Origin of the sequence: Luteibacter rhizovicinus DSM 16549, assembly GCF_001887595.1 — a bacterium.
Classification (GTDB): Bacteria; Pseudomonadota; Gammaproteobacteria; order Xanthomonadales; family Rhodanobacteraceae; genus Luteibacter; species Luteibacter rhizovicinus.
Window position 1 is genome coordinate 660,460 of record NZ_CP017480.1, and the last position, 25,358, is coordinate 685,817.

Below are 25,358 nucleotides of genomic sequence, written 5' to 3' on the forward strand. Positions count from 1 at the left end.
ACGGGTTGGCTACCGCGCCTTCATCGCATCGCGCCCTTCCGCATTACCACCACGCGCCGCATCCAGCACTTCCGGGTACGGGTAGTTCAACCCCAGCAGCTGGCGAATATCCGGGCTCGCGTTCTTGACGAACTCCGCAGGCAGCGCCGCCGGCATGTCTTCCATCGGCTTGACGAACTTCGGCAGGTATTGGGTGATGATCGCCGAGCGATCGATGCTGCTGCGATTGGGCATGGCGCAATGCCAGACGGCACCGAAGAAGATCACGGTATCGCCTGGCTCGCCGAGCATGCGCTCGCAGCGTTCGAAGAACCGGTCGCTCTCGTCCGGGTAGTGCAACTCGCGTTGGGTACCAGGTACGAAGGCGGTCGCACCCGTTTCCTCGGTGAAGGGATCCAGCATGATCGTGGCCTGCGCGTTCAGCGGGAAGGTGGCGTTGATGCGTGCCGGATGCGTCTCGGGCGAGTGGAAGTCCCAATACGGATAGTCGATATGCGGCTCCTGCCCGGGCCCGCCCGGAAGAATCCGGTTCGCCGCGATCGAGCCCATGATGAATTCGCTGCCGATGAAGGCACGCATCACTTTCATGATCGCGGGATGAGCCGCCATCCGCGAGAAGATCTCGCCCTTACCGAGCAGATTCCAGACCCGGCGCTGGAGATTGATACGGCCCGCCTTCTCCGCATTGCCCTGGAAGTGCGTGACCTTGCGGCCGCGCTCATCCGCGTCGGATTCACGCATCACGATGTCGCGCGCCTCGGCAATCTCCGCAGGCGTGAACAAGCCGCGTAGCGTGACCGCACCGACCCCATCGAGTAGCTCGCTCACGATGGTTTCGGTATCCAGCGTCTCTTCGGTAAAGACACGAATGCGGGTGGGCGAGCGGGGAAACGAGTGCGCGGAGGCATGCATGGCTGGCTCCTGCCGCGATAGCGGCGTGGTGAGGGCGGGCGAAGGCCGGTTCGAGGACTACGCTATGCCGTTTTGCAAGCGCTTGCAAACCGCACTGCAACATCCCTAGAGTCGACGTAACACCCGCCAGCAAGAGCCAAGCGATGAGCGAACTAAGGATCGGCCTGATCGGCGCCGGCTACATGGGCAAGGCGCACACCGTGGGTTTCCAGGGCGTCGCCGCCATCTTCGAGACCGTCCTGCGCCCGGTCTGCGAGATGATCGCCACATCGACGGCCGAAGGCGCGGCGGAGCACGCGCGGCGTTGGGGCTGGCATCGCTCGACCGGTGACTGGCGTGAGCTGGTCGCCGATCCCCATGTCGATGCCATCGTCATCGCCACACCACCACGCACCCACCTCGACATGGTCATGGCCTGTATCGCCGCCGGGAAACCCGTCTTCTGCGAGAAGCCGCTTGGCGCGAGCGCCGACGAATCGTTGCGCATGACCGAAGCGGTCGAACGTGCGCGGTTGCCCAACATGATCGGCTTCAACTACATCCGCACGCCAGCGAGCCAGTTGGCCCGGCAGATCATCGCCTCGGGCGAGATCGGCGACGTGATCCAGGTCACCGCAGAGCACGTGGAAGACTACCTTCACGATCCCGCCCTGCCCGCCTCCTGGCGCACACGCATCGCCACCGGCACGGAAGCCGGAGCCCTGGGCGACGTCGCGCCGCATATCGTCAATGCCTGTCTGCGTCTGGTCGGGCCCATCGCCAGCCTGGTCGCCGACACCCAGATCGTGCACGCGCGGCGCGATGGTCCGGATGGCCAGGAAGCCGTCGAGAACGACGACCAGGGCCAGATGCTGCTGCGCTTCGCCAATGGCGCTACCGGCAGCATCAGTTTCAGCCGCATGGCCGCCGGGCGGAAGATGGGCTACACCTACCGGATCACCGGCACGCGCGGCGCCATCGCTTTCGACCAGGAAGACCAGAACGCCCTCTGGCTCTACGACGCGGCCCGCGAACCGTCACGCAGGGGCTTTCAGAAGCTGCTGATGGGCCCCGCGCACCCGGACTACCTCGCGTTCAACCAGGGCGTCGGCCACGGCACCGGCTACAACGACCAGATCATCATCGAAGCGCGTGACTTCCTGCAGGCCATATCGACGGGTGAATCGGTATGGCCAACCTTCCGCGACGGCTACGAGGTCGATCGCATCATCGAAGCCGCCCTGCTGTCGAATCGCGAGCGCCGTTGGGTGACGATCGACTAGCCGGGACGGAACCTTACGCGTCGCGGATGCTCGCCCGAATCACCAGCTCGCAGGGAAACAACTTGCTCCGCGGCACCGCCGCCGGATCTTCCATCCACGCCACGATCCGCTCGATCGCGTGCAGGACCATGTCGCGGATCGGCTGCCTGACCGTCGTCAGCGAATAAGAGGCCCATGCGGCAAGTGGCATATCGTCAAAGCCAACGATGCTGATCTGCCCCGGCACATCGACGCCTCGCTCCCGACACGCATCGATCGCCCCTAGCGCCAACACGTCATCACCGCAGAAAACCCCGTCGAGGCGGTCCTCGCGGTCGAGCAAGGCATGCATCGCTGCTCGTCCGTGCTCGTGCGTGTAGTTGCCTGCGTGCAGCGTCTGCTTCAACGACGAGCCCGCTGCCTCAGCGAACCCCTTGCAGCGATCGATCGTCGACGCGTCCTGCGCCGAGCCACCGAGAAAGGCGAGGCGACGCAGCCCCCGCGATCGCATCGCATCGGCCACCAGACGGCCGCCCTCGACGTTATCCACCGTCGCCACGGGCACGGGCGACGAGCGCCCCGCCCGGCCGAACACGTGCAGCACGGGCAGGCCTGCCGCCCGACACGAGGCGGCAAAGCCGGCCGGCGGTGCCGAGGTGGCGATGAGTACGGCGTCGACGTTGTACTGCTGCAGCATGTCGAGAGCCGCCCTGCCGTCCTCGTCCTCTCCCAGGTTGGCCAGCAGAGGCCGCAACCCACGCGCCTGCAGCTCGCGGGTGAAGAGGTCGAAGACCTCCATGAAGGTCGGATTGGCAAAGTGATTCGAGACGAGGCCGATCAGCTCGGTACGCCCCGTCATGAGGCTGCGCGCAAGGCGGTTCGGTTTGTAACCGAGCCGCTCGGCCGTCGAGGTCACCCGCTCACGCGTCTTTGCCGACACGCTGGCGCCGGGCGTAAAGGTACGCGAGACCGCCGAAATCGAAACGCCCGCCGCCTCCGCCACATCGCGGGCGGTGGCGGGAGAGGCGCGGGTTGGCAGAGGGGAACGTGGCGGCATGCACCAAGGTTAGCGCATCAGGCGACGACCGAGATGGGGACACTCTGGGCCTCCATCATTTTCATGCGCTCCATCAAGCCTGCATAGAACGCCGCCAGTGGCTTCGAGCTCTGGCCGCGAGCGGCGTCCAGCTTACTTTTCATGTTCGCCGTGAAATCCACGGGGACATCGGGTCGCTTTGCGTACCACTCATGCGGAATCGAGCTACTGATGGCAGAGCCATCCGTCGCCGTCATCCTGTTACTCCGGACCATGCCGCTGACATAGGCCTGAAGCTGCCTCGGCGTAACGCGGGAGAAATCGATGGTACTCGACACAACTGCTTTCGCTGCGCGGGCACCGGTTCGAGCATCGACCGGCGCCTGCATGGTCGTCGCTTTTACTGCGTATGCACCCGGCCCCAAGACCGGACTGATGATATTCATGCGAGGCACCTCTTGATGAGTGTGCTTCAAGAGGCCAGAGAAAACGGAGCGACGAAAGTCAGTTGAGCATGAAAGCGGTGGGCAGCTACGCGTTCCTTCGTCGTCGACCTACGACGGCGCGACAGAGCTGGCGCATCAAGCAACGACCGAGATGTGGACCGACTTTTCCTCCGACATCTTCATCCATGCCAACATGCCCTCGTAGAACGTCGTGTCTGACGTCAAGCCGTGAGCGCGGGTAAAGTCCGCAAAGCTCTTCACACGCGAGGTGACATCCACGGGCATATCAGGGCATTCGCTGTACCACTCGTCTGGGATGGAACAAAAGAGCGACGAGCAATAGAGCATTTCGGTATCGTCTATCTCTCCGCTCATGACTCGCTCGTCGATGTACGCGTGAAGTGACCGGGGCGTGATGTGAGAAAGATCGAGGCCTTTTGTCGGTCCGACGGTGGGCTGAACCACGGAGACAGGCGCGGCGGCCTCTTTTCTCGTTACCACGGAAGCGTTGCGCGGATTGGTGATGCTAGCGGGCAAAGTGACTTGCATGTCGACCCTTCCTGATTGATAGCAATCAAGAGAGCAGAGAACGGTTCGGTGCGAAAGGCTCGAGCGTGAGATCAAGCGAGTAGCTCTCGCGAGGTAGTGGCGATCGCCTACGCCTACGGCGATATGGGTGGCGATCACACGTGGTCGCGGTGAAGGCCATTGCCGAACTCGTCCTCCGCCCATCGATTATGCAGAGGGCTAGCGCAGATCATTTCGAGGCGCGACGATCATCGGTCATCGCAGCACGTGGGATGCCAGCGGCCGTGACGGCGGTAATTTCAAGGTCGTGGTCTTGCCGAACGGGTCCGGTGGTGCGAAGCGCGCCACGCTGCAGATTCGCTGATCAAATGAAGAGGCCGGGCGATCACTCGCCCGGCCTCTTCGTTTTTCTACCTGACGAAGAAACTCAGCGCGTGATTGCCTTCGGATCCTGCTTGGCCTTGAGGGCCGCACAGAGCAGGGTCGACTCGCTGGTCTGGGCGAGATCGCGTTCGGCACCGCTCACCTGCGCGAGCTTCGGCTTGAAGAACTCGCTCATGCGATCGGCTTCCGCCTTCGAGCAGCTACCGGCTGCCGCCATGGTGACCACCTTGCCGCCGGCAAAGCTGCCGGTGCGCGCGATGATCTTGTCGTAGTTGGTGACGTACCACTTCCACAGTTCGTTACGCGAGGCTTCGGAATCGCGGCTGCCACGCAGCAACGAGGCCATCTCGCCAACCTTCACGTCCTTGCTCAGCGAGAAGTCACGGACCTTGTTCGCCTGCGCCACGTCCTTCGCGCTCGCGAGAGCCGACAGCATTGCATTGCGCTTGGCCGGATCGGAGGTCTTCGGGATCTCGGCGATCAGTGCGTCGACGGCCGGTGCACCGCGCTCCTGCACGGCCACGCCGAGGGCGTCACCGAGCAGATCCGGATCGGCGGCATCGAGGCTGAGACGACCGTCCTTCACCTGCAACGCGGCGTCGCCCTGCTTCAGCAGCTCAGCACGAACTTCCGGCGCGGCGATGTCGTCGTCACCGAGGAAGCCGGCGAGCGTCGTGCGGGTGATCGTGTCGTTGTCGGCTTCACCGGCCTTCTTGCGGTAGCCCAGTGCCTTGAGCTTCGGCAGGTAGGCGTCGACGGCCCACTTGCGCAGGTGATCGCGCTGGGCATCGGTGGTGGCTTCGTTGTGGAGGATCCAGTTGAAGGTGGTGATCGGGGCGGTGAAGACTTCGCGGGTCTTCGAGGCCGTGATCGGCTTGAGCGCCGCCAGCACGTTGCCGGCATCCAGGTCACCATGCAGGAAGGCCGCACGCACGGCATCCGCATAGGCCAGTTGCTCGGCGTCGCTCAGCGTGCCGACCACCTTGCTCAACGCGGCGAGGTCGGTCTTGCTTTGCGCAAAGCGGTAGTAACCGCGGCCGTTCGCATTCGGCAGTACCCAGGTGCCCTTGGCGGCGTCGTCCAGCACCATCGTGCCCGTGGCCTGGTCGAGCAGTTCGCACTTGACCTTGTTCGCGCCACCGGCCGTGCCGTAGCGCACGCACATCGGCACGCCCCACACGCGGCTGGCGTCGCCCGTGCTGCCCAAAGGCAGGTAGCGGCTCTGGGTCAGGTGCAGGACGGTCTTGCCGCCTTCCACCTTGACCTCGGTGGTGACGTAGGGCACGCCCGACTGGTCGAGGAAGCTACGGAACGCCTTCTTGAACGCGTCGCCCTGGCCAGCAGCCTCCGCGATCGAATCGATCAGGTCGTCAGCCGTCGCGTTGGCGAACTTGTGCTTCTGGATATAGGCACGCATGCCCTTCTGGAACACCGGATCGGTAACGTAGCCCTCGAACATGCCGAGGACGGCGGCGCCCTTCTGGTAGGTGATACCGTCGAACGCGGTTTCGATGTCGCCGTTCCCGGTGATCGGCTGGCGGATCTTGCGCGCACTGACGAGGCTATCGTTGTTCATCGCACCCTGGGCGCCGCGTACGCGATCGAGGTCGGCGCGATATTCCGGGTGAACCTTGGTGGTGACCTTCTGCTGCATCCAGGTGGCGAAGGCCTCGTTGAGCCAGAGGTCGTCCCACCAGGCCATGGTCACGGTGTCGCCGGTCCACTGGTGGGCCAGCTCGTGCGCGTTGACGTTGAACGAGCCGCGAACGTACTGCGCCGCGGAGTCCGGATCGATCAGGAGGAGCCAGTCGCGGAAGGTGACCAGACCCGCGTTCTCCATGGCGCCGGCGCTGAAATCAGGCGCGGCGAGCAGGTCGAGCTTGTCGTACGGATAACCGAACCCGTAGTAGTCCTCGAGCGTGTGGATGATCGCGTTGGTCTCGCCCAGCACGTGCTGCATGCGATGGCCCTCGCCCTTGGCGGCGATGCCGCGCAGTGGCGTCGCGGTCGAACGGAATTCGGTCGGCGAGATGTCCGGACCCTTCACGACGTCCCAGGGACCGACGGCAAACGCGACCAGGTAGGTCGGCAGCGGCTTGGTCGTGGAAAAGGTGAGCGTCTTCCAGCCGGTGCCCGCTTTTTCTTCCTTCACCTGGGCGGTGTTCGCTACGCCCTGGTCGTCGGCCGGAATGGTCAGGCTCAGGTCGAACGGCACCTTGAACGACGGCTCGTCGAAGCCTGGGAACGCGTAGCGCGCGGATACCGGCTCCATCTGCGTCATCGCGTACGGCACGCCTTCGTGCGAGACCTTGTACAGGCCCTGCAGCTGCTTGTTCAGCGGCGCAGTGAAGTCGATCGCGAGGATGATCTCCTGCGGCTCGAGCTTGGCACCGAGGTCGATGCGAGCGACGCCTTCCTTCTCGGCAGCCACGGTGTACTTGCCGACGTGCTTCTTGCCGGCAGCGTCGGTGACGGTGACCTTGGAAACCGTGAGGTCCTTGCCGTGCAGCCAGATGAAGTCAGAAGCCTGGCTCAGCTTGATCTTGATGATCGTCGAACCCGAATAGTTTTCCTGCTTCGGATCGACCTTGAAGGCCAGCTTGTAGTTTTCGGGCTGGGCCCAGGTGGGCAGGTGGCCGAGGGGCGCGGCGGCGTCCGTGCCGGCGGCGAACGCAGCGCCACAGCAGGCGGCAAGCGCGGTGAGAACGAGAGGGCGGACGAAACGACGCATGGTGGGTGGGACTCCCCTGTGGGTAATCGCGCATCCTGAGAACAGGGATGACCTTCGACACAGTGCCAGAAGGCACCCCTGTCCTCGCTGCGTTGCGTCATTCCGGCCGCCGGCGCCCTAGAGTTCGACGATCGGCTTGAACCCGCCAAAGAACATCCGCTTGCCGTCGAAAGGCATGTTCTTGGGATCCATATAGATGGCAAATCGCGGATCTTCCATGATTTTCTTCATGATCTGGTCGCGTGAGCGCTTGTTCTCGTAGACCACCCAGGAGAACACCACGGTCTCCCCCGCTTTCAGTTTCACCGACTGCGGAAACGAGGTGGATTTGCCCGGCTTGACGTCGTCGGCCACGCATTCGTTATAGGAAAGGGCCCCGTATTCCATCCAGATCTTGCCGGCTTTGCGGGCCATCTTCTTGTACTCGTTCATGCGATCCAGTGGCACGGGTAGAACGAAACCGTCGACGTAGCTCATGGTGGAACCCTCCCGGGGTGGATGTTCGGGGAGCGTCTCCCATAACGAAGAAAGGCCGCGTTAAACGCGGCCTTTCAGGGTGTGGTTTTCCGTGGGAGCCGGCTATGCCGGCGATGGGGCATCCCGTTTCACCGCTCCGTTGGCTTTTCGCCGCTGAAGTGGCTCCCACATTCCCTTGAATCAACCGGCGGCATCGGCCTGCTCGAGGACCACGGCGATGCCGTGAATCACCGACGCGATGCGGACGGCGCTCTGGATGGCCTGGACCGAAATGCCACCGTCGCGCAGTACCTTGTCGTGCGAGTCGATGCACATGCCGCAGCCGTTGACGGCCGAGACCGCCAGCGAGACCAGCTCGAAGTCGTTCTTCGCATCACCCTTGTAGGCGCCGATCACGTTCATGCGCAGCTTGGCCGGGATGGTGGCGTATTCCGGGTGGCTGACCAGGTGCTGGAAGCGGTAGTAGATGTTGTTCATGCCCATGATCGCGGCCGAACCCTTGGCGGCGGTCAGCTGCTCCGGCGTGGCGTGCTCGGCGGCGAACGCGGCGATGGCTTCGGTCAGCGGCTTGTAGCGCGCGGAGAAGGCAGCGCCGAGGGCGACCATCGAGATCTGGGCGAGGTTCAGGCCCGGGGCGCCCGCTTCGCTCAACACGGAGTCGAGGTTGAGCTTGAGGTCCTTGGCGTATTCGGGAAGCTTGCTGCGAAGATCGGCGACGCTCATGGGATGCACCTTGTCTTGGATGAGGAATGAGGCGCGGAATGGCTCGGCGCGCACGGCGCCGGTTCACGCGGGACACGGGGGACGTGTCGGTGAGGCGGGTGGTCTTAGAAAAGAGGCGGTGAAGCGAACTTCACCGCCTCTCGGGTAGCCCGCGCCACGCGGGGGAGGGAGCTTTGCGGCGCGGGACTTACGACCAGTGAAGCCTTAGGCGACCTTGAGGGTCTCGTCGCCGGACTTCCAGTTGCAGGCGCACAGCTCGTCGGTCTGCAGCGCGTCGAGGACGCGGAGCACTTCGTCCGGGTTGCGGCCGACGGAACCGGCGGTCACGTAGGCGAACTGGATCTCGCCGTTCGGATCGACCAGGAAGGTCGCGCGCTGGGCAACACCTTCGTCGGTCAGGATGCCGAGAGCCGTGGTCAGCTCCTTCTTGATGTCGGCAACCATCGGGAAGGTGAGGTCCTTCAGGTCGGCGTGGTCCATGCGCCAGGCGCGGTGGACGAACTCGGAGTCGGTCGAGACAGCCAGGACCTGGCAGTCACGGTCGGCGAACTTCTCGTTGAGGTCGCTGAAACCCTTGATCTCGGTCGGGCAGACGAAGGTGAAGTCCTTCGGGTAGAAGAACACCAGCTTCCACTTGCCTTCGTACGACTTGTCGGAGACTACCGTGAAGGCGTCTTCGATCTTGTTCGCGAGCGGGCCGCCGTCGACAGCCTTGAGGTTGAACTGGGGGAACTTATCGCCAATGCTCAGCACGTTTGACTCTCCGTTGAGGGTGGTTTGAACTCTGCGCGCGCTCAGGTTGCCGCGACTGAAACGTAAGGTTAGCGGGCCGGGACATATATCTCAAATCGATTGTAGACATCAATGTGATAGGCTGGCCCTATCGAAACCGAGTCGAGCCCGTCGCCATGAACCTGCGTGACTTGTCCTACCTCGTTGCCCTGGCCGAGCACCGCCATTTCGGTCGCGCCGCCGAAGCCAGCTTCGTCAGCCAGCCCACCCTCTCCACGCAGATCCGCAAACTCGAGGACGAACTGGGTGTGGCCCTGGTCGAGCGCACGCCACGAAAGGTCCTGCTCACCGAGACCGGCCGCGAAATCGCCCGGCGGGCACGTGGCGTGCTTTCGCAGGTCGACGAGATCAAGTCGATCGCCCAGCGCACGCGGGACCCGGAGTCCGGAACGATTCGCCTGGGCATTTTCCCGACCCTCGGCCCGTACCTGCTACCGCATGTCATCCCTCACCTGCGCCAGCGCTTTCCGCGGCTGGAGCTGCTGCTGCGCGAGGAAAAAACCGAGCAGATCCTCGGCATGTTGCGTGAGGGCGCGCTCGACGCCGGCATCCTCGCCCTACCCATGCACGACGATTCGCTGCACGTCGAATTCCTGTTCGAAGAGCCCTTCGTCCTGGCCGTTCCGGACAACCATCCGCTCGCCGGGCGGCAGTGCCTGAAGATGGAAGACCTCTCCGACCAGAACCTCCTGCTCCTGGAGGATGGACACTGCCTGCGCGACCAGGCGCTCGAGGTCTGTCATCTGGCCGGTGCCGGTGAGAAGACCGGTTTCCGGGCCACCAGCCTGGAGACCCTGCGCCAGATGGTCTCGGCCAACGTCGGCATCACGCTGATGCCGATCCTGGCGGTGAAGCCGCCCGTGGCCCAGTCCGGCAACGTCCGGTTGATCGAATTCGAAAGCCCGGCGCCCAGTCGCCGCATCGCGATGGTCTGGCGCAAGAGCTCGGCGATGACGCCGTTCTTCACGGCCCTTGCCGAGGTGATTCGCGACGTGCCGGCCGAGCTGTTCAACGCCCGGGAATGCGTCACGCGTCAACCGGAAAGTCCGCCAGCCGTTGCCTTTCCATCCTCCTGACGGTTCTCCGATAGATGCGCGTCTGGCTAGTCGTCCTGCTCCTGCTCTGCGGCCTGGGCGCGTACTCGTGGTGGCACAAGCGACCCGTGCACGCGGCGGCCGGCGTGCTCGCGGGCGACGTGCCCAGCCAGAGGGACCTGGGCCGGGGACCACAACTCGCACGTGGCCACTTCTCGCTGGAGCCCCGCGCGAAGTTCGCCATGACCGGCCGGGTGCTCTCCCGCGAGGACTATCAGCTGGACGACCTCGCACCGATCGCGCCCACCGACCTTGCCCTGGGCTGGGGCCGGATGTCGGATAGTTCGGTGCTGGACAAGATCCGGATTTCCCAGTCCAACCGCTTCTACTTCTGGTACACCGACCACTTCCCGATCCCGCGCCACGAGATCGAGGATTCCAGCGCCAACATGCACATGATCCCGGCCAACGACACCGTGGCGCGCGAACTGAGCGAGGTGCGCCCCGGGGAAGTGATCCACCTCGAAGGCTTCCTGGTCGACGTCAAGCGCGACGACGGCTGGCACTGGAATACGTCGCTTACCCGCGAGGACACCGGCGCGGGTGGTTGCGAGATCGTCCTGGTCGAAGACATCCACGAGGCGAGCCACTAGCCACACCGGGCGACAGCACCCGCCAGGAAAGCCTCAGCCGCCGATCAGGGCATGCAGGGGCGCGGCGCCGGACCACTTTGCGCGTCCCTGCAGGCCGGCCAGTTCGATGACCACGCTGGCGCCGAGGACCTCCGCGCCCAGCCGCTCGACCAGTCGGCGCCCCGCTTCGAGGGTGCCGCCGGTCGCCAGGACGTCGTCGACCAGGATCACCCGCTCGCCCGGCGACAGCGCCTGGGTACCGATCTCCAAACGGTCGTGACCGTACTCCAGGCCGTAATCGACGCCGACGATCGGCGGCGGCAACTTGCCGGCCTTGCGCAAGGGGACGAAGCCGGCGCCGAGCGCCCGGGCCATGGCGGCGCCGAAAATGAATCCGCGCGACTCGATCCCGCAAACCGCGCCGATACCCAGGCCCTGCCACGGCGCGCACAGCGCATCGATGCAGGCGCCGAACGCGTCGGCGTCGGCAAGCAGGGGGGTGATGTCCTTGAACATGATGCCCGGACGCGGAAAGTCGACAACATCGCGGACAAGGTCGGTAAGGGCCTTCAAATCATGGGCCTGCATGGTATGGATCCTGAAAAGTGTCGCGACGCTCAGGCCGGAAGGGTGGCGGCGCCGAAATCGTCGTCGGAGGCCGCGGCGGCGCGCGCCTCGGCCAGTTGCCTGTCGATGACGCGAACGATCGATTCGGCCGCGTCCGCGGCCGCCTCGGGAACCATCACGGCGAGGAAGTCCCGCGCCGGAAGCTGCCCGACCGCACCGGTCAGGAACTCTCCGGCGATGAAGGCGGGAATTTCCGCCTGCTCGAGCGCATTCTTCACCAGATGGGCGTCGATCAGGGATTCGGCGTGATAGGCGATACGCATGAGAGGAAGCTACCTGCGCCGCCGCCCGGCGGCAAGGGTTTCGCGCCTAAGGTAAACTCGGATGTTTGCCGCGCCCCACCCTCTGAGTCCTTTGCGATGTCGACCGAAACGCCCGTCCTGCAGCAGCACTTCATCGGCCAGATCGTCCGCGAGGACCTGGCTTCCGGCAAGCACAAGGTGATCCACACCCGCTTCCCGCCGGAGCCCAACGGCTATCTGCACCTGGGCCACGCCAAGTCCATCTGCCTCAATTACGGTCTCGCCACCGAGTTCGCCGGCACCTGCAACCTGCGTTTCGACGACACCAACCCGTCGAAGGAAGACGTCGAGTACGTCGACGCCATCCAGCGCGACGTGAAGTGGCTGGGCTTCGAGTGGGCCGAACTGCGTCACGCCTCCGATTACTTCGACGTGTTCTACCGCTCGGCGCTCAAGCTGATCCGCCTGGGCGTCGCCTACGTGGACGACCTCTCGGCCGAGGAAGTGCGCGAGTACCGCGGCACGCTGACCGAGCCGGGCCGCAATTCCCCCTATCGCGACCGCACCATCGACGAGAACCTCGACCTGTTCCAGCGCATGCGCGCGGGCGAGTTCGCTGACGGTAGCAAGACGCTGCGCGCGAAGATCGACATGACGGCAGGCAACATCAACCTGCGCGATCCGGCGCTCTATCGCGTGCGAAAAGTGCATCACCAGAACACCGGCGACGCCTGGCCGATCTATCCGATGTACGACTTCGCGCACTCCCTTTCCGACGCACTGGAAGGCATCACGCATTCGCTGTGCACGCTGGAGTTCGAAGACCATCGTCCGCTGTACGACTGGTGCGTGGACAAGGTCGACCTCGCACACGATCCGGAGCTCTGGCAGTCCCTGGTCGACGCCGGGCTGCCGACGACGCCGAGCAAGCCGCGACAGATCGAGTTTTCGCGTGGCAACCTCAATTACACCGTGATGAGCAAGCGCAAGCTGATCACCCTGGTCTCCGAGAACCTGGTCGACGGCTGGGACGATCCGCGCATGCCGACGATTGCCGGCGTGCGCCGTCGCGGCTTCACCGCCGCGGGTATTCGTCTGTTCTGGGAACGTGTCGGCGTCAGCAAGCAGAACAGCACGATCGACATGAGCGTGCTCGAAGGTGCCGTGCGCGAAGATCTCGATGGTGTGGCGCCGCGACGCCTCGCGGTGATCGATCCGGTGAAGCTGGTCATCACCAACCTCGACGCCGCGCACCACGAGTCGCTCACCTTCCCGAACCATCCGAAGGACGAAAGCTTCGGCACGCGCAGCGTTCCGTTCTCGCCCGAGCTGTGGATCGAACGCGAGGACTTCGCCGAAATTCCGCCGAAGGGATTCCATCGCCTCAAACCCGAGGGTGAGGTTCGCCTGCGTGGTGTCGGTATCGTCAAGTGCGACGAGGTCATCAAGGACGCGAACGGCGAGGTCAGCGAACTGCGCTGCACGCTGGACCTGGAAAGCCGCACGGGCATGCCCGGTGCCGACCGCAAGGTCAAGGGCACGATCCACTGGGTGAGCGCGCCCGATGCCGTGCCGGCCGTGGTGCGCCTGTACGATCGCCTGTTCGACGCCGCCGACCCCGACGACGACAGCGACGGCAAGACCTACAAGGACCACATCAATCCGCATTCGCGTCGCGTCGTCCACGCTTACGTGGAACCGGCCGCCGCCGCTGCCGCACGTGAAGACCGCCTGCAGTTCGAGCGTCTGGGCTATTTCGTCGCGGACATGCATGACCACACGCCGGGCACCCCCGTGTTCAACCGCGTGGTGACGTTGCGCGACTCGTGGGCGAAGCAAGCCTGATGCTTTACGGACAAGTCCATCTCACCCTGCCCGCTTGGGTCCACGAAGCCGTGGACACCTCGCTCACCTATGCCGGTGACGAGGCCAAGGTCAGGCTGGCCGTCGATCTGTCAGGACAAAACATCGATCTCGCCACGGGCGGTCCCTTCGGTGCCGTGGTGTTCGACGGCAACGATCGCATCGTCGCCGTCGGGGTCAATCGCGTGGTGCCGCATGCCTGCTCCGTGGCGCATGCCGAGATGATGGCGTACATGACGGCACAGCAGCGCCTGCAACGCTTCCGCCTCAACGAAGACGGCAGCCGATTCGTTCTCGCCACCAGCTCGCAACCCTGCTGCCAGTGCTACGGCGCCACGGTGTGGGCCGGCGTGGACGAACTGCTTATCGGCGCACGCTCGGAAGACGTCGAAGAGCTCACGCCGTTCGACGAAGGTCCCCTGCCGGCCGACTGGATCGGCGAACTCGAGCGTCGCGGCATCGCCGTGCGCCGCGACATCTGTCGTGACGAGGCTCGCGACGTGCTTCGCCGTTATGGCGAGTCGGGCGCCAGCTATTGAAACCGGTCTTGCCCGGATGAGTCGCTGGCGGGCCGCCTTGCCTCTGCTCCTGCTGCTGATCGCCGGCGCGGTGATGCTCGGCAGCGGCGCGCTCGATCGCTTCCACCCGACCCGGCTGCTCGCCGACGAAGGCGCCCTGCGTAGTGCCATTGCCGAACATCCCGTGATGTCGCGGCTCGCCTACGCGGGCTTGCTCACCCTGGCCATCGCCACCGGCGTGCCGGGAACGATCGTCATCATCCTCGCAGGTGGCTTGCTGTTCGGCATCGCCCAGGGCACGGCCCTGTCGTCGGTCGCCCTGGTGCTTGGCTCGCTCCTGCTTTTCCTGGCCAGCCGCTACGCCTTCGGCACGGGTGGGCGCCAGCCACCGGAACTGGCGACACGCATGCGCACGGGCTTTGCTGCCCATCCCGTCAGTTACACCCTCGCCCTGCGCTTCATCCCCATCGTGCCCCTCGGGGCAATGACCGTAGCCCTGGCCTGGCTACGCTGTCCGCTGTGGCTCTTCCTGGGTGCCACGTGGCTGGGCGGCACGGTGTCCCTCGTCGCGGAAACGGCCGTGGGCGCCGGCCTCGGCGACACGTTTGGCGGCAGTGCGCCCTTCACCCTCGCGAGGCTTCTGGACGGCAGGATCCTGCTCCCCCTGGCCGCCTTCGCCGCACTCAGCGTGCTCCCGCTGGCGGTCAAGAAACTGCGCGACCGTCGCCGTCGCCGCGACTGACGCCGACCTCATGGAACTGCGCTAGGCTGTAGCCTCGCGTCGCCCGGGAGGGGCACGCTAGGGGAGGCACATGCGCGACGTATCGGTGACGTGGCTGGAACGGGTGTGGCGCCGCACGTCGCTGGTGCAGCGCCTGACTTGTGTTGCCCTCGTGCCCACGGCCATCAGCGCGGTCCTGCTGGTAACCCTGCTCACCCGTCACCAGATGGACACCCTGCATGAGATGGGGCGCTCGACGGCCGATGCCATCGCGCAGCAGGCCGCCAGTGTTTCCGGTGAGGCGCTGCGTAACGGCGAGCGGCGCGAGATTTCCCACATTTCCCAATCGATCGTCCAGCTGCCGCAGGTGGCGCGGGTTCGCATCAGTGACCGCGACGGCGAGATCATCGCGGACCGTGTAAACGGAAGCATCGACGATGACGACAGCCTCACCGTGTCGCGCGAGGTCCTGGACCCGGTCAGTCATCGTGTCGTCGGCTCGGTCACGGTCGACGTCAGCGTCGAGGACGCGATCGCCGCACAACGAACGAGTGTGCAAAACGCCCTGCTGTGGCTGGCCCTGAGCCTGTTCATCGCCGTGATGATCGGCTGGTCCACCGCGCGCTGGCTGAGCGCCCCGTTGCGTAACCTGGCCATCGCTGTTCGCCAGCTCGGCCTCGGCGACCGGACCGTCGTGGTTCCCGTCACCGACGATACCGAGATCGGCGATCTACAGCGGGGTTTCAACGGCGCCGCCTCCCAACTCCTGCATGCGCAGATCGGCATGGAACGCGAGATCGCCATGGCCACCGAGGAGCTCGCCCGGAAGAACGCCGCGCTCGAAGCGGCAAGCGTGGCGAAGGCACGTTTCCTCGCCGCCGCGTCGCACGACCTGCGCCAGCCACTGTACGCCCTCACCCTGTTTTCCTCCGGCCTTGCCGTGGACGAGTACGACCCGGTGCGCCTCAACCGCATCGCGCACATCCAGGAGTGCGTCGAAGCACTCGACCACCTGTTCAGCGAGCTGCTCGACCTGTCCCGCCTCGAGACCGGCGCCATGCCGGCCGTGCTGCGCGATGTGCCGCTGGATGAGGTCTTCGAAGAGGTGAGCGTGAATTTCCGCATGGTGGCCGAACAGCACGACCTTCGCCTCGTCGTGCGGACCACCGGACTGTGGGTACGCTGCGACCGCACCATGGTCGCGCGCATCCTCAACAACTTGGTCAGCAATGCGCTGCGTTATACCCGCTGCGGCGGGGTGCTCGTGGGAGCCCGCCGACGCCTCGACGGCAGTGTCCGCGTCGACGTCTGGGACACCGGCCTGGGCATCGGACCTGAGCATCTCCTACATATTTTCGACGAGTTCTACCGCGTCGAGAGCGGCCCGGAAGCCGGCCGGCCGGAGAGCACGCGACGCGGGCTGGGCCTGGGCCTGTCCACCGTACAGCGACTGGCGGGCCTGCTCGGGACGAGGGCCATGGTCCGATCGCAACCAGGCAAGGGCAGCGTGTTCTCTATCACCCTGCCGGAAGTGCAGCCAGGCAAGATCGAACCCCCGGTTACGGCCGCGCCGGGCGGAGGCACACCACGGGACGTCGTCGGCATGCGCGTCCTGGTGATCGACGACGAGCCCAGCATCCTGGCGGGCATCAGCTTCCTGCTGGGCAGCTGGGGCTGCGAGGTCATGACGGCCGAAGATGCGCAGCAGGCCATGGAGGCAGTCCACCAGTGGATGCAGCCGCCGGACATCGTGATTTCCGACCTGCGGCTGCGCGAGGGCACGGGCCTGGACGTGATCGACCTGCTCGATCGCTACTACCGCCGGCGCCCCGGCGACCCGCCGCCGTTCGCCCGCGTCCTGATTACCGGCGAGACCCGTGGGGACTACCTGCGAAACGTCGATCAGACCACCACGCAGGTCCTCTACAAGCCAGTTTCGCCGGAACGCCTGCACGATGTCATGGTTTCCGCCTGGGCCGGCCATCATGCTCCCGTCTGATCCGGATGGCTGGCTTGCCGCGAGGCGCCCGGGGGGCTATGTTTCGAAGAACAAGGATGCTCGCGACCATGCGGGCGGAGGAGTGGCATGCGTGTTCTGATCGCGGACGATCATCGGCTCATCATCGAGGGCGTCAAGCTCAAGCTGAGTGAGCTGGGTGACAACGTCGAGTTCGTCGAGGCCGAGACGGTTGCCCAGCTTCGCGCGCAGCTCGAACGGCATCCCCTTCCAGATCTCGCCCTGATCGACATGGCCATGCCGGGTGCGAACGGCGGGGTCGATCACATCCGGGAGGCCGTCGAAAAGCTTTCCGACGCGAACGACAAGGTCACCTCCCAGGACAGCGACAGCCCGGACCTGACCGACGACGAGCGCCGTCATGCGGCCGACCTCATCGGTACCCGCACGGCGCACAAACGCGCTGTCATCGTACTGTCCGGCACAGAGGACTCCGCCGCCATCCGCCATGTGCTGGATCTGGGCGTGCAGGGCTACATCCTGAAATCGTCGCCGCCCGAGGTCATCCTGAGCGCCGTGCGCTTGGTGGTCGGCGGGGGGATCTACGTACCGCCCGAAGCGATGAGGGCCGCCGCGTCGACCACGACGCCGTTCTTCGCGACCACCAATGGCAGCGACGGACTGACGACCAAGGAGCGGCTGGCCACGGTCCTGACCGAGCGACAGATCGACGTCCTCAAGCTGCTGGCCAAGGGCCGGCCGAACAAATTGATCGCGCGCGAGCTGGGAATCAGCGAAGGCACGGTCAAGATTCACCTCGCCGCGATCTTCCGTGCGCTACATGTGCGGAATCGATTGGAGGCACTGGTCGCCGCACAGCACCTGGGCGACTAGCCAGAACATCACCCACGCGGGGCAGGCGCGATGCGGGCAGGCGTGAAGAGCGCGGCGAGAGGGCGAGTGCGCGCGTGGTTCAGCGCGTGCGTCCTGTGCGCCCTGTGTTCGGGACCCGTCCTCGCGGCGAGCCCCGCGCAGGGCGACGTCGACCCGAACGCCCCGCTCACCTTCGGCATCCTCCCCATCGGCGGCCCCGCCGAATCGCTGGAGGCGTGGCGGCCCATGCTCGACGACCTGAGCAAGGCGCTCGCGCGCCCTGTCCGTGCCGTCTCGGTCACGACCTACGAAGGCATCGCGCAGGCCATCAGCGAGCAACGGGTGGACATCGCTTTTCTCTCTGGCCGACTCGCGCTGGACGCCGTGACTAGGCAGAACATGCAGGTGATCGGCCAGCTCACACGCGGCGACGGCTCCAGGGGCTATTACGCCGTGGTCATCGTGGCCGCCGACTCACGGCTGCGCACCGTCGACCAGCTGTTCGCACGGCCGGGCAAGTGGCGCTTCGCCCGTGGCGAGGCGCTGTCCGTCTCCGGCTATCTCGTTCCGGAGACCCAACTGTTCGCGGCGCGCAACGTGGACTCGGACACCTTTTTTGCCAGCGTGCACATCGACAACCACCAGAACAATGCGCTGGCCGTCGCCAATGGCGAGGCCGATGTGGCCACCAACAACTCCGCGGACCTGGAGCGCTTCAAGCAACATTTTCCCGACCAGTACGCACGCCTGCGCGTCCTATGGCAATCCTCGCTCATCCCCCACGCGGTCATCGTTATCCGGAACGACCTGCCGCTGGCGCTGCGCGAGCGGGTGGCGACCTTCATCACCAGCTATGGAAAAGGCAAGGACGGCCCGCGTGAAGAAGCGAATCTGAAGCTCATCCACGACATCAGTGGATTCGCCCGCGCCGGCAACGCCGTGCTCGTTCCGTTCGTCGATATCGAGTATTCGCTGGAGAAGCGCCGGGCCACCAGCGCGCAATGGGTGAGCGAGGCCGCGCGTGAGGCGCGCTTTCACAAGATCACGGCCGATCACGACGCCGTCGTAAAGCAACTCGATGGTAAATAGCCGTCCAGCCGGTTTAGGCCAAAAGGTATAGACGGGCAGCCTAGGTCCCCTTGTCTATCGCGCGACGAACGCGCGTTTCATAGATTCGTCATGAGTATGTGCGCTACAGGCCCCCTCATGATCGCGTCGCCGCATCCGCCAGCAAGGCCCGCGCCGTTGCATCGACAGTTGATCCTGCGGGGATTGCTGCCGATGACACTGGTTGCGCTCGCCTTGGCCGGAACGCTTGGCGTGTTACATATGCGAGCCTTGTCCGGCGAAGCGCGCACCGTCGCGCGTATCCAGGCGATCCGTCTTGGCGCTTCCATCGACGCGGCGACGGGCGACGATGCCGTTCGCTACGCACTGACCCGCGCGCTGTCGCGCAGTGCGCCCACCGAGAGCCTCACGCTTCGCCGCGACGATGCACCGGATCTGGTGATCGACAGTGGTCGCCAGACCCCCGCCGGACGCGCGTTGCGTGTGCGCCTGAATACTCCCTTGGGCGAACTCGAAACCGTTTCCGACGCGACATCGCTGCGCGAGCGCCAGGCTGCCGCGGCGTTCATGACCCTGCTGTTGTGTTGTGGTGTTCTTGCCGTGTTCCTGTTCACTCGACGGGCCCTCGAGCGCAATGTCATCGAGCCCATCGAAGGCATGCGCGATCGCATCGACGCCTTCCTCCATCCCCGCCGATCCACCACCCGGGAGCACAGCGACGGCGAGCTCGCCACCATCGATGCCCTGCTCGACGAACTGGTCGACCTGCGACGGCGCCACGACATGGCCATGGCCGATGCCCTGCGCCAGCGACTGCACGACATCGCGCGGCATACGCGCTTCATCGAACAGGTCGGCGACCACTTCCGCCAGCCGCTGCAGGCACTGGCCCTGTTCGTCGCCGGCATGCAGCCGGGTGAAGACCTGCGCCAGCGGGCCGTCCTCGGCCAGATGCGTACGAGCCTGACGCGGCTCAACGAGCTGCTCGATGGCTTGCTCGCCATGGCCCGCTTCGATGCGGGTGCGGTCGAACCGCATGCGATCGACCTGATCACCTCGGATCTCTTCGTACGCGAACGCGCGGCGATCGACGACGACGCCCGCCGCCTCGGTGTCGACATTCATTGGCGCGGTGGCCGCATCCCCCTGCACAGTGATGCCACGCTGCTTGGCGAACTGATCCACCGCCTGGTCTCGAACGCGGTGATCAGCACCCCGAACGGCCGCGTGCTGGTCGCGGCGCGGCGGCGTGGCGACGCCGTTCGACTCGAGGTCCGCGATAACGGGATGGGCCTGGAACCCACTCAGCAGGAGCGCGTCTTCGAGGAATTCACCCGTCTGCCCGGTCATGCCGGCTATGGCATCTCCCTGGCGGTCGCCCGCCGTATCGTCGATACGCTCGGCGGCAGCATCGGCGTCCGCTCCAGCCCAGGACGGGGCACCCTTTTCTGGGTGCAACTGGACGGCGCCGCGGTCGGTCCACCCCTCAAGGCAGCGTCGATGCTGAGTCGGCACCCGGCGCTCTGATCGCGGCGCATCTGTCGGCGAAGACCCGACCGGCGTATCTTTGCGGGAGTGCACGGACCTTCCCGAGGATCACTGTCGTGGCGAGCGTCAATTGGTCTGATACGGCGCCGGTCGTGGCGTTCATTGGCGTGTTCGCAGGGGCGATCGGCTTGCCCGTGCCGGCGATGCCCACCCTGATCGTGGTGGGCAGCACGCTGGTCGCCGCGCGGGATCCCGTCCTGATCCTGATCACCTTCCTTGGCGCGCTCGCGGGCGCGTTTGCCGGTGATGCCGCGTGGTTTCTCACCGGCCGTCGCTTCGGCTATCGCGTACTCGACGGGCTGTGCCGCATCTCGCTGTCGCCCGATACCTGCGTGCGGCGTGCGAGCGGCTTTTTCGAGAAGCGTGGCGTCAAGCTCCTTCTGATATCGCGGTTCATTCCCGGCCTGTCGCTCGTCGCGATTCCCATCGCCGGGGCCGGCGATACACGCTTCTCGCGCTTCACCCTCTACGACCTGCTGGGAGCCGCGTTGTGGATCTCGGTCGGGCTATCGGTCGGCATGCTTTTCTACCGCCAGATCGACGCCGTGCTGGCGACCCTGAAGCAATTTGGCCTGGGCATGGCCGCGATCGCGCTGATCGGCCTGCTGCTCTGGATCGGCTTTCGCTACACCCGTCGCGCCCTGCTGATCGCCCAGCTGCGCAAGAGCCGCATCTCCGTCGATGAACTCTCGGTGCTCCTGGCCAGCGAGCCCGGCGCACTGATCGTGGATGTCCGCTCGGCCCTGAGCCGCCGCGACGACCCCTTCGTCATTCCCGGGTCCCGCCTGTTCGACCTGGCCACGGCCGACGCCGCCCTGGCCACCTTGCCCAAGCACACCTCGGTGGTGATCTATTGCTCCTGCCCCAACGAGGTTTCGGCCGCGAAAGTCGCCGAACGCCTGAGCAAACTGGGCTTCTCCAATGTCCGCCCGCTGACCGGAGGCATCGGCGCCTGGCGCCAGGCGGGTCGCGACGTCGAGGCCATCATCGCCACGACCTGAACCGCGGCGGCGCTCGGGTTGTGCCAGCACCCATGGGACCACTAAACTAGCCGGCTTCCCGCGCATGGGTCGTTAGCTCAGTTGGTAGAGCAGCGGACTTTTAATCCGTAGGTCGCCGGTTCGAATCCGGCACGACCCACCATTCGCGCCTTTCGTCGCACGTGCAACGCGTGTTTCCCCGACGAAAAACCGGTCTGGATTCTCATGTTTTCCGCCTCGCTGGAGCGATACCTTGCGTGTACCTTCACGATTTGGGAGCCGACATGCGTCGGTACAGCACGAAAAGCGACGACGATCTGCACCTCGGCGCCACGCCCGTCCTTTCCAGAGAGGACCCCGCGCAAGGCGCGCCTCTTCAGGAAGCACTCGCCGTGCTTAACGAACGACTGCAGCACGTGTCCGTCACCGTTCGCGATCTGGCGGCACGCCTGACATTCGCGGAAGACAATAGGTCGGACATCCTCCGTCGGCTCGCCGTCATCGAAGAACGCCTCAGTCAGACTGCCACGAAGGCATGGGTTCTCGGGTGCGCCGCGGCGGTCCTGCTGGCCATGTTGACCGGCACGCTCGGTGGCGTCTGGTGGATGTTCCAGCAGTACGTCGGCCCGTTGCTGCGCACATCCGCTGGCTGACGCGCTGACGCTAGAATGATCCTGGCCGCGGAGGGCGGTAGCCAGGGGGATAGGGATGAGAGGTTACGTGCTTGGCGCCGTCTTGCTGGCGGCGTGTGGCTGGGGCTATCTACAAACGAAGAAGTTGTCGGACGGCGGGATCGAGGCTTACTACCGCGCGGATGCGGAGACGACCTTCACTCATGATCCCGATGCATCCTGCGCGCTCATCGCCGACGATTTCCGAGGATCCTCGTCTGGCACGCTCAACGGCACCGCGGTCGCGCAAAACGCGATCGGGAAGACGCAATTCTGTGACCAGCAGAAAAAGTTCTCCGACGTGCTCGCGAACTTCAAGAAGCGCGTAGGCCGGGACGCGGATGTTTCCTACGCCACGAACTTCGACACGCCGGTCTACGCCGCCGACCATCGTAGCGCGACGGTGCGCGTGAGCTACACGTACAGCCTGCTCGGCGGCCGGCTCCTGAACATCACGGGCACTCGCGTGGACACCCTGGTCAAACGCGATGGAAAGGTGTTGCTCCTTGCCACCGAAGATCACATGACCGGAACGATGGGCGCGCGCTAATCGCTCAGACGTAGTGCGTGGGATCGGGCACGCCAGCCTTGGCGAAGCCCTCAGCGCGGAGGCGGCAGGCGTCGCAGTGACCACAGGCCCGGCCCTGTGCGTCCGCCTGGTAGCAGCTCACGGTGGCGGCGAAGTCGACGCCAAGGCGCATGCCTTCGCGGACGATGTCACCCTTGCCCATGTCCATCAGCGGCGCATGAATGCGGATACCCGCACCCTCGACGCCAGCCTTGGTGGCGACGTTGGCCAGCGACTGGAACGACTCGATGAAGGCCGGACGGCAATCCGGGTAGCCCGAATAATCGACGGCGTTGACGCCACAGAAGATGTCGCTCGAGCCGAGCACCTCGGCCCAGCCCAGGGCGATGGACAGCATGATGGTGTTACGCGCGGGCACGTAGGTCACAGGGATGCCCGTGCCACCATCTTCCGGCACGTCGATGTCGGCCGTGAGGGCCGAACCCCCAATGCTTCGCAGGTCCACGTGCACGGTCTTGTGCGTGACGGCGCCGAGCATCGTCGCCACTCGCTCGGATGCTTCGAGCTCGGAGCTGTGGCGCTGCCCATAGGCCACGCTCAGTGCATAGACCTCGAAGCCCTGCTCGCGCGCCATGGCGATCGTGACCGCGGAATCCATGCCACCGGACACGAGGATGACGGCCTTGCGGGAGGGGTTCGAAGCGTTCATGGCAATACCTTGGTTTGTCAGTGACCGGCCGCGTCGTTCCACAGCAGCTTGTGTAGCTGCAGCTGGAATCGTACCGGCAGGCGTTCGGCGAGGATCCACTCGGCCAGCTCGCGAGGCTGGACCTTCGACCACACCGGGGAAAAGAGCGGCATCACGCGCTGATCGAGCGCGTGCTCGCGGACCACATCGCGCGCCCACTCGAAGTCGCCACGACTCGCGATGACGAACTTGACCTGGTCGTGCGGCAGGAGGTGGTCGAGGTTGGACCACAGGTTGCGCGCGCTCTCGCCGGAGTCCGGCGCCTTCAGATCCATGACCTTGCGGACGCGCGGGTCGACACCGGAGACGTCGAGGGCCCCGGAGGTCTCGAGCGACACCTCATGGCCGGCATCGCACAGCTTGCGCAGGAGGGCCAGGCAGCGCTTCTGCGCAAGCGGCTCGCCGCCCGTCACGCAGACGTGCTTCGCCACGAAGCTGGCGACATGCGCGACGATGGTATCGATGTCGTGCCACTGACCGCCGTGGAAGGAATACTCCGTATCGCACCAGACGCACCGCAGCGGGCAGCCGGTCAGGCGCACGAACACGGTCGGCCAGCCGATTGCATCGGCTTCGCCCTGCACGGAGTGAAAGATCTCGGTGATCCGCAGTCGGTCCGCGACGGGCGCGACCGGCGGAACGTCCGCCGGAGTTGCGGTGTTACCGTTCATGGGCTCAGTTGGCCGTCTGGCGCTGCAGACGACGCAGGCGTTCCTGTGCGAGGCCAGCGGCCTTGGTACCCGGATACTTGGCCGAGACCTGCTTCAGCGTCGCGATGGCGGCGTCCTGCTGCTTCAGTTCGATCTGGCAGTAGCCGACCTTGAGCAGGCCATCGGAGACCTTGTCGCTCTGGGGGTACTGCTTCACGAGGCGCTGGAATGCTTCGATTGCCACCGGATAGTTCATGGTCACGTAGTACGACTCACCCAGCCAGTAGTAGGCGTTGGGTGCGAGCGCACTGTCCGGATACTTGGTCAGGAAATCGCGAAAACCGCGCGAGGCCGTGACGTAGTCACCGGCACGCAAGGATTTGAAAGCGGCGTCGTAGGCGGCCTGTTCGGTGACACTGGCTGCAGCCGGCGCATTGGCAGGTGCTGCGGCTGCCTGCTGGCCCGCCGCCGGCGCGACTGCCGTAGGCGTGGGAGTCGGTGCCTGAGGTGCATTGGCGGGCGCGGCTGGCGATGACGCCTGCGCTGCTCCACCCTTTTCGAGACGACCCAGCCGCGAATCGACATCCGCGTACTGCGCCTTCTGGGAATCCTGGAGTTGCTGGTTCTGGTGCTGCAGTTCCTCGATCTGGCCCTGCAGCTGGGAAAGCTGCTGCTGGAGATCGTTGACCTGATTGACCAGCGTGGTCGTGCCGGCGTCCTTCTGCGACTGCTGCTCGAGGCGCGACACACGGTCGGCCAGACTCAAGCGAGAGTCCTGCGCATGGACGGGCAGACCAAAAAGCGTGGCGGACGCAATTGCGCCCGCCACGCCAAGCCTGGCCGTAAAACGGATAGCCAGAAGCTTCTTCATTACTTACTTCGCGGTGTAGACGATCTCAACGCGACGGTTCTTCGACCAGCAGTCATCGTTGTGCTCACGGCAGGTCGGCTTTTCCTTACCGTAGCTCGTGACGTTGACCTGGGCAGCCGAACCACCAGCAGCCTGGAGGGCGCTGGAGACGGCATTGCCGCGGCGCTCGCCGAGACCGAGGTTGTACTCACGCGTACCGCGCTCGTCGGTGTTGCCCTCGAGGGTCATGGCCGACTGCGGACGGTCCTGCAGGTACTTGGCGTGGCAAGCGATGATCTGCTGGAATTCCGGCTTCACATCGTTCTTGTCGAAATCGAAGTACACAACGCGCTGACGGAGGCAGGCGTCGGTATCGAGATCCGACGGCTGGTACTTACCGTCGTTGGTGGGGGCCTGGGTCTGAGCAACCGGTTCCTGGACGGGAGCCGGCGGGGTCTTGACCTGCTTCTTGTTGCAGGCGACCGCGCCCACGCAAAGCAGGGCGGCCAGGGTGACGCTAACGGTCTTATTCATGGGACGTTCCTTCAACAGTTGAGTTCCGACAGTCGATTTACGG

At 65.1% G+C, this 25,358-nt stretch carries 27 protein-coding genes and 1 tRNA gene; 14 read left to right on the forward strand and 14 right to left on the reverse strand.

Going from position 1 to position 25,358, the window contains the following annotated elements:
- Positions 1–9: 9 nt before the first annotated feature.
- The gene (locus BJI69_RS03150) at positions 10–912 is read right to left on the reverse strand and encodes a phytanoyl-CoA dioxygenase family protein (protein ID WP_078022990.1); all 903 of its coding nucleotides are present in this window, start codon (positions 910–912) and stop codon (positions 10–12) included.
- Positions 913–1,055: 143 nt separating this feature from the next.
- Here BJI69_RS03150 and BJI69_RS03155 point away from each other — a divergent pair, with 143 nt between their 5' ends.
- The gene (locus tag BJI69_RS03155) at positions 1,056–2,174 is read left to right on the forward strand and encodes a Gfo/Idh/MocA family protein (protein WP_046968989.1); all 1,119 of its coding nucleotides are present in this window, start codon (positions 1,056–1,058) and stop codon (positions 2,172–2,174) included.
- Between the two features lie 13 nt (positions 2,175–2,187).
- Here the strand turns inward: BJI69_RS03155 and BJI69_RS03160 are convergent, their stop codons facing one another.
- The 7 genes from BJI69_RS03160 to BJI69_RS03190 all read right to left on the reverse strand — a co-directional run bounded on the left by BJI69_RS03160 (position 2,188) and on the right by BJI69_RS03190 (position 9,231).
- Entirely contained in the window at positions 2,188–3,210 is a 1,023-nt protein-coding gene (locus BJI69_RS03160; RefSeq protein WP_046968988.1) for a LacI family DNA-binding transcriptional regulator, read from the reverse strand.
- A gap of 17 nt (positions 3,211–3,227) precedes the next feature.
- The gene (locus tag BJI69_RS03165) at positions 3,228–3,635 is read right to left on the reverse strand and encodes a hypothetical protein (protein WP_046968987.1); all 408 of its coding nucleotides are present in this window, start codon (positions 3,633–3,635) and stop codon (positions 3,228–3,230) included.
- 135 nt (positions 3,636–3,770) lie between these two features.
- Positions 3,771–4,184, reverse strand: coding sequence for a hypothetical protein (locus BJI69_RS03170; RefSeq protein WP_046968986.1), 414 nt, complete (start codon positions 4,182–4,184; stop codon positions 3,771–3,773).
- A 406-nt stretch (positions 4,185–4,590) separates the two neighbouring features.
- Positions 4,591–7,278, reverse strand: a complete 2,688-nt coding sequence (locus tag BJI69_RS03175; RefSeq protein ID WP_046968985.1) for a M1 family metallopeptidase — start codon at positions 7,276–7,278, stop codon at positions 4,591–4,593.
- A 117-nt stretch (positions 7,279–7,395) separates the two neighbouring features.
- Positions 7,396–7,755: a DUF1428 domain-containing protein gene (locus BJI69_RS03180; protein WP_046968984.1), complete on the reverse strand. Its 360-nt coding sequence runs from the start codon at positions 7,753–7,755 to the stop codon at positions 7,396–7,398.
- 180 nt (positions 7,756–7,935) lie between these two features.
- Complete coding sequence (locus tag BJI69_RS03185) at positions 7,936–8,478, reverse strand: carboxymuconolactone decarboxylase family protein (protein ID WP_046968983.1); 543 nt, start codon at positions 8,476–8,478, stop codon at positions 7,936–7,938.
- 204 nt (positions 8,479–8,682) lie between these two features.
- Positions 8,683–9,231 carry a peroxiredoxin gene (locus tag BJI69_RS03190; protein WP_046968982.1) on the reverse strand — a complete coding sequence of 183 codons (549 nt, stop codon included), beginning with the start codon at positions 9,229–9,231 and terminating at the stop codon, positions 8,683–8,685.
- A gap of 155 nt (positions 9,232–9,386) precedes the next feature.
- On the opposite strand from BJI69_RS03190, the gene oxyR reads away from it, so the two are divergent.
- Both oxyR and BJI69_RS03200 read left to right on the forward strand, forming a co-directional pair.
- The gene (oxyR, locus tag BJI69_RS03195) at positions 9,387–10,346 is read left to right on the forward strand and encodes a DNA-binding transcriptional regulator OxyR (RefSeq protein WP_046968981.1); all 960 of its coding nucleotides are present in this window, start codon (positions 9,387–9,389) and stop codon (positions 10,344–10,346) included.
- Between the two features lie 14 nt (positions 10,347–10,360).
- Positions 10,361–10,957 (forward strand): hypothetical protein, encoded by a 597-nt coding sequence (locus BJI69_RS03200; RefSeq protein ID WP_046968980.1) that lies wholly within the window; start codon positions 10,361–10,363, stop codon positions 10,955–10,957.
- Between the two features lie 33 nt (positions 10,958–10,990).
- Here the strand turns inward: BJI69_RS03200 and BJI69_RS03205 are convergent, their stop codons facing one another.
- Positions 10,991–11,524, reverse strand: coding sequence for an adenine phosphoribosyltransferase (locus tag BJI69_RS03205; protein ID WP_181016739.1), 534 nt, complete (start codon positions 11,522–11,524; stop codon positions 10,991–10,993).
- A gap of 29 nt (positions 11,525–11,553) precedes the next feature.
- On the reverse strand, positions 11,554–11,826 hold the full coding sequence (locus BJI69_RS03210) for a putative signal transducing protein (RefSeq protein ID WP_046968979.1): 273 nt from the start codon (positions 11,824–11,826) through the stop codon (positions 11,554–11,556).
- A gap of 96 nt (positions 11,827–11,922) precedes the next feature.
- On the opposite strand from BJI69_RS03210, the gene BJI69_RS03215 reads away from it, so the two are divergent.
- From BJI69_RS03215 to BJI69_RS03265, 11 genes are all read left to right on the forward strand, one after another.
- Positions 11,923–13,650 carry a glutamine--tRNA ligase/YqeY domain fusion protein gene (locus tag BJI69_RS03215; RefSeq protein ID WP_046968978.1) on the forward strand — a complete coding sequence of 576 codons (1,728 nt, stop codon included), beginning with the start codon at positions 11,923–11,925 and terminating at the stop codon, positions 13,648–13,650.
- On the forward strand, positions 13,650–14,207 hold the full coding sequence (locus BJI69_RS03220) for a nucleoside deaminase (protein ID WP_046968977.1): 558 nt from the start codon (positions 13,650–13,652) through the stop codon (positions 14,205–14,207). The genes BJI69_RS03215 and BJI69_RS03220 overlap by 1 nt, the downstream gene beginning before the upstream one ends.
- A gap of 16 nt (positions 14,208–14,223) precedes the next feature.
- Positions 14,224–14,928 carry a TVP38/TMEM64 family protein gene (locus BJI69_RS03225; RefSeq protein ID WP_046968976.1) on the forward strand — a complete coding sequence of 235 codons (705 nt, stop codon included), beginning with the start codon at positions 14,224–14,226 and terminating at the stop codon, positions 14,926–14,928.
- A 70-nt stretch (positions 14,929–14,998) separates the two neighbouring features.
- A complete protein-coding gene (locus BJI69_RS03230) occupies positions 14,999–16,906 on the forward strand; it encodes an ATP-binding response regulator (RefSeq protein ID WP_046968975.1) in 1,908 nt (635 codons plus the stop codon).
- 87 nt (positions 16,907–16,993) lie between these two features.
- Positions 16,994–17,758, forward strand: coding sequence for a LuxR C-terminal-related transcriptional regulator (locus tag BJI69_RS03235; protein WP_046968974.1), 765 nt, complete (start codon positions 16,994–16,996; stop codon positions 17,756–17,758).
- Positions 17,759–17,824: 66 nt separating this feature from the next.
- Positions 17,825–18,826, forward strand: coding sequence for a phosphate/phosphite/phosphonate ABC transporter substrate-binding protein (gene phnD, locus BJI69_RS03240; protein WP_046968973.1), 1,002 nt, complete (start codon positions 17,825–17,827; stop codon positions 18,824–18,826).
- Positions 18,827–19,018: 192 nt separating this feature from the next.
- Entirely contained in the window at positions 19,019–20,332 is a 1,314-nt protein-coding gene (locus BJI69_RS03245; protein WP_162200999.1) for a sensor histidine kinase, read from the forward strand.
- A 77-nt stretch (positions 20,333–20,409) separates the two neighbouring features.
- Positions 20,410–21,354, forward strand: coding sequence for a VTT domain-containing protein (locus BJI69_RS03250; protein WP_046979117.1), 945 nt, complete (start codon positions 20,410–20,412; stop codon positions 21,352–21,354).
- Between the two features lie 66 nt (positions 21,355–21,420).
- Positions 21,421–21,496 (forward strand) — tRNA-Lys (locus BJI69_RS03255).
- A 121-nt stretch (positions 21,497–21,617) separates the two neighbouring features.
- Positions 21,618–21,986, forward strand: coding sequence for a hypothetical protein (locus BJI69_RS03260; RefSeq protein ID WP_071924867.1), 369 nt, complete (start codon positions 21,618–21,620; stop codon positions 21,984–21,986).
- A gap of 55 nt (positions 21,987–22,041) precedes the next feature.
- A complete protein-coding gene (locus BJI69_RS03265) occupies positions 22,042–22,554 on the forward strand; it encodes a hypothetical protein (RefSeq protein ID WP_071924868.1) in 513 nt (170 codons plus the stop codon).
- Between the two features lie 4 nt (positions 22,555–22,558).
- Here the strand turns inward: BJI69_RS03265 and queC are convergent, their stop codons facing one another.
- Genes queC through pal form a run of 4 tightly spaced genes read right to left on the reverse strand, consistent with a single transcriptional unit; the run spans position 22,559 to position 25,315 of the window.
- Entirely contained in the window at positions 22,559–23,242 is a 684-nt protein-coding gene (queC, locus tag BJI69_RS03270) for a 7-cyano-7-deazaguanine synthase QueC (protein ID WP_046979120.1), read from the reverse strand.
- 17 nt (positions 23,243–23,259) lie between these two features.
- A complete protein-coding gene (gene queE / locus BJI69_RS03275; protein ID WP_046979121.1) occupies positions 23,260–23,952 on the reverse strand; it encodes a 7-carboxy-7-deazaguanine synthase QueE in 693 nt (230 codons plus the stop codon).
- Between the two features lie 4 nt (positions 23,953–23,956).
- Positions 23,957–24,802, reverse strand: coding sequence for a tol-pal system protein YbgF (gene ybgF, locus BJI69_RS03280; protein WP_181016740.1), 846 nt, complete (start codon positions 24,800–24,802; stop codon positions 23,957–23,959).
- Positions 24,803–24,805: 3 nt separating this feature from the next.
- Positions 24,806–25,315 carry a peptidoglycan-associated lipoprotein Pal gene (gene pal / locus BJI69_RS03285; RefSeq protein WP_046969221.1) on the reverse strand — a complete coding sequence of 170 codons (510 nt, stop codon included), beginning with the start codon at positions 25,313–25,315 and terminating at the stop codon, positions 24,806–24,808.
- Positions 25,316–25,358: the final 43 nt, after the last annotated feature.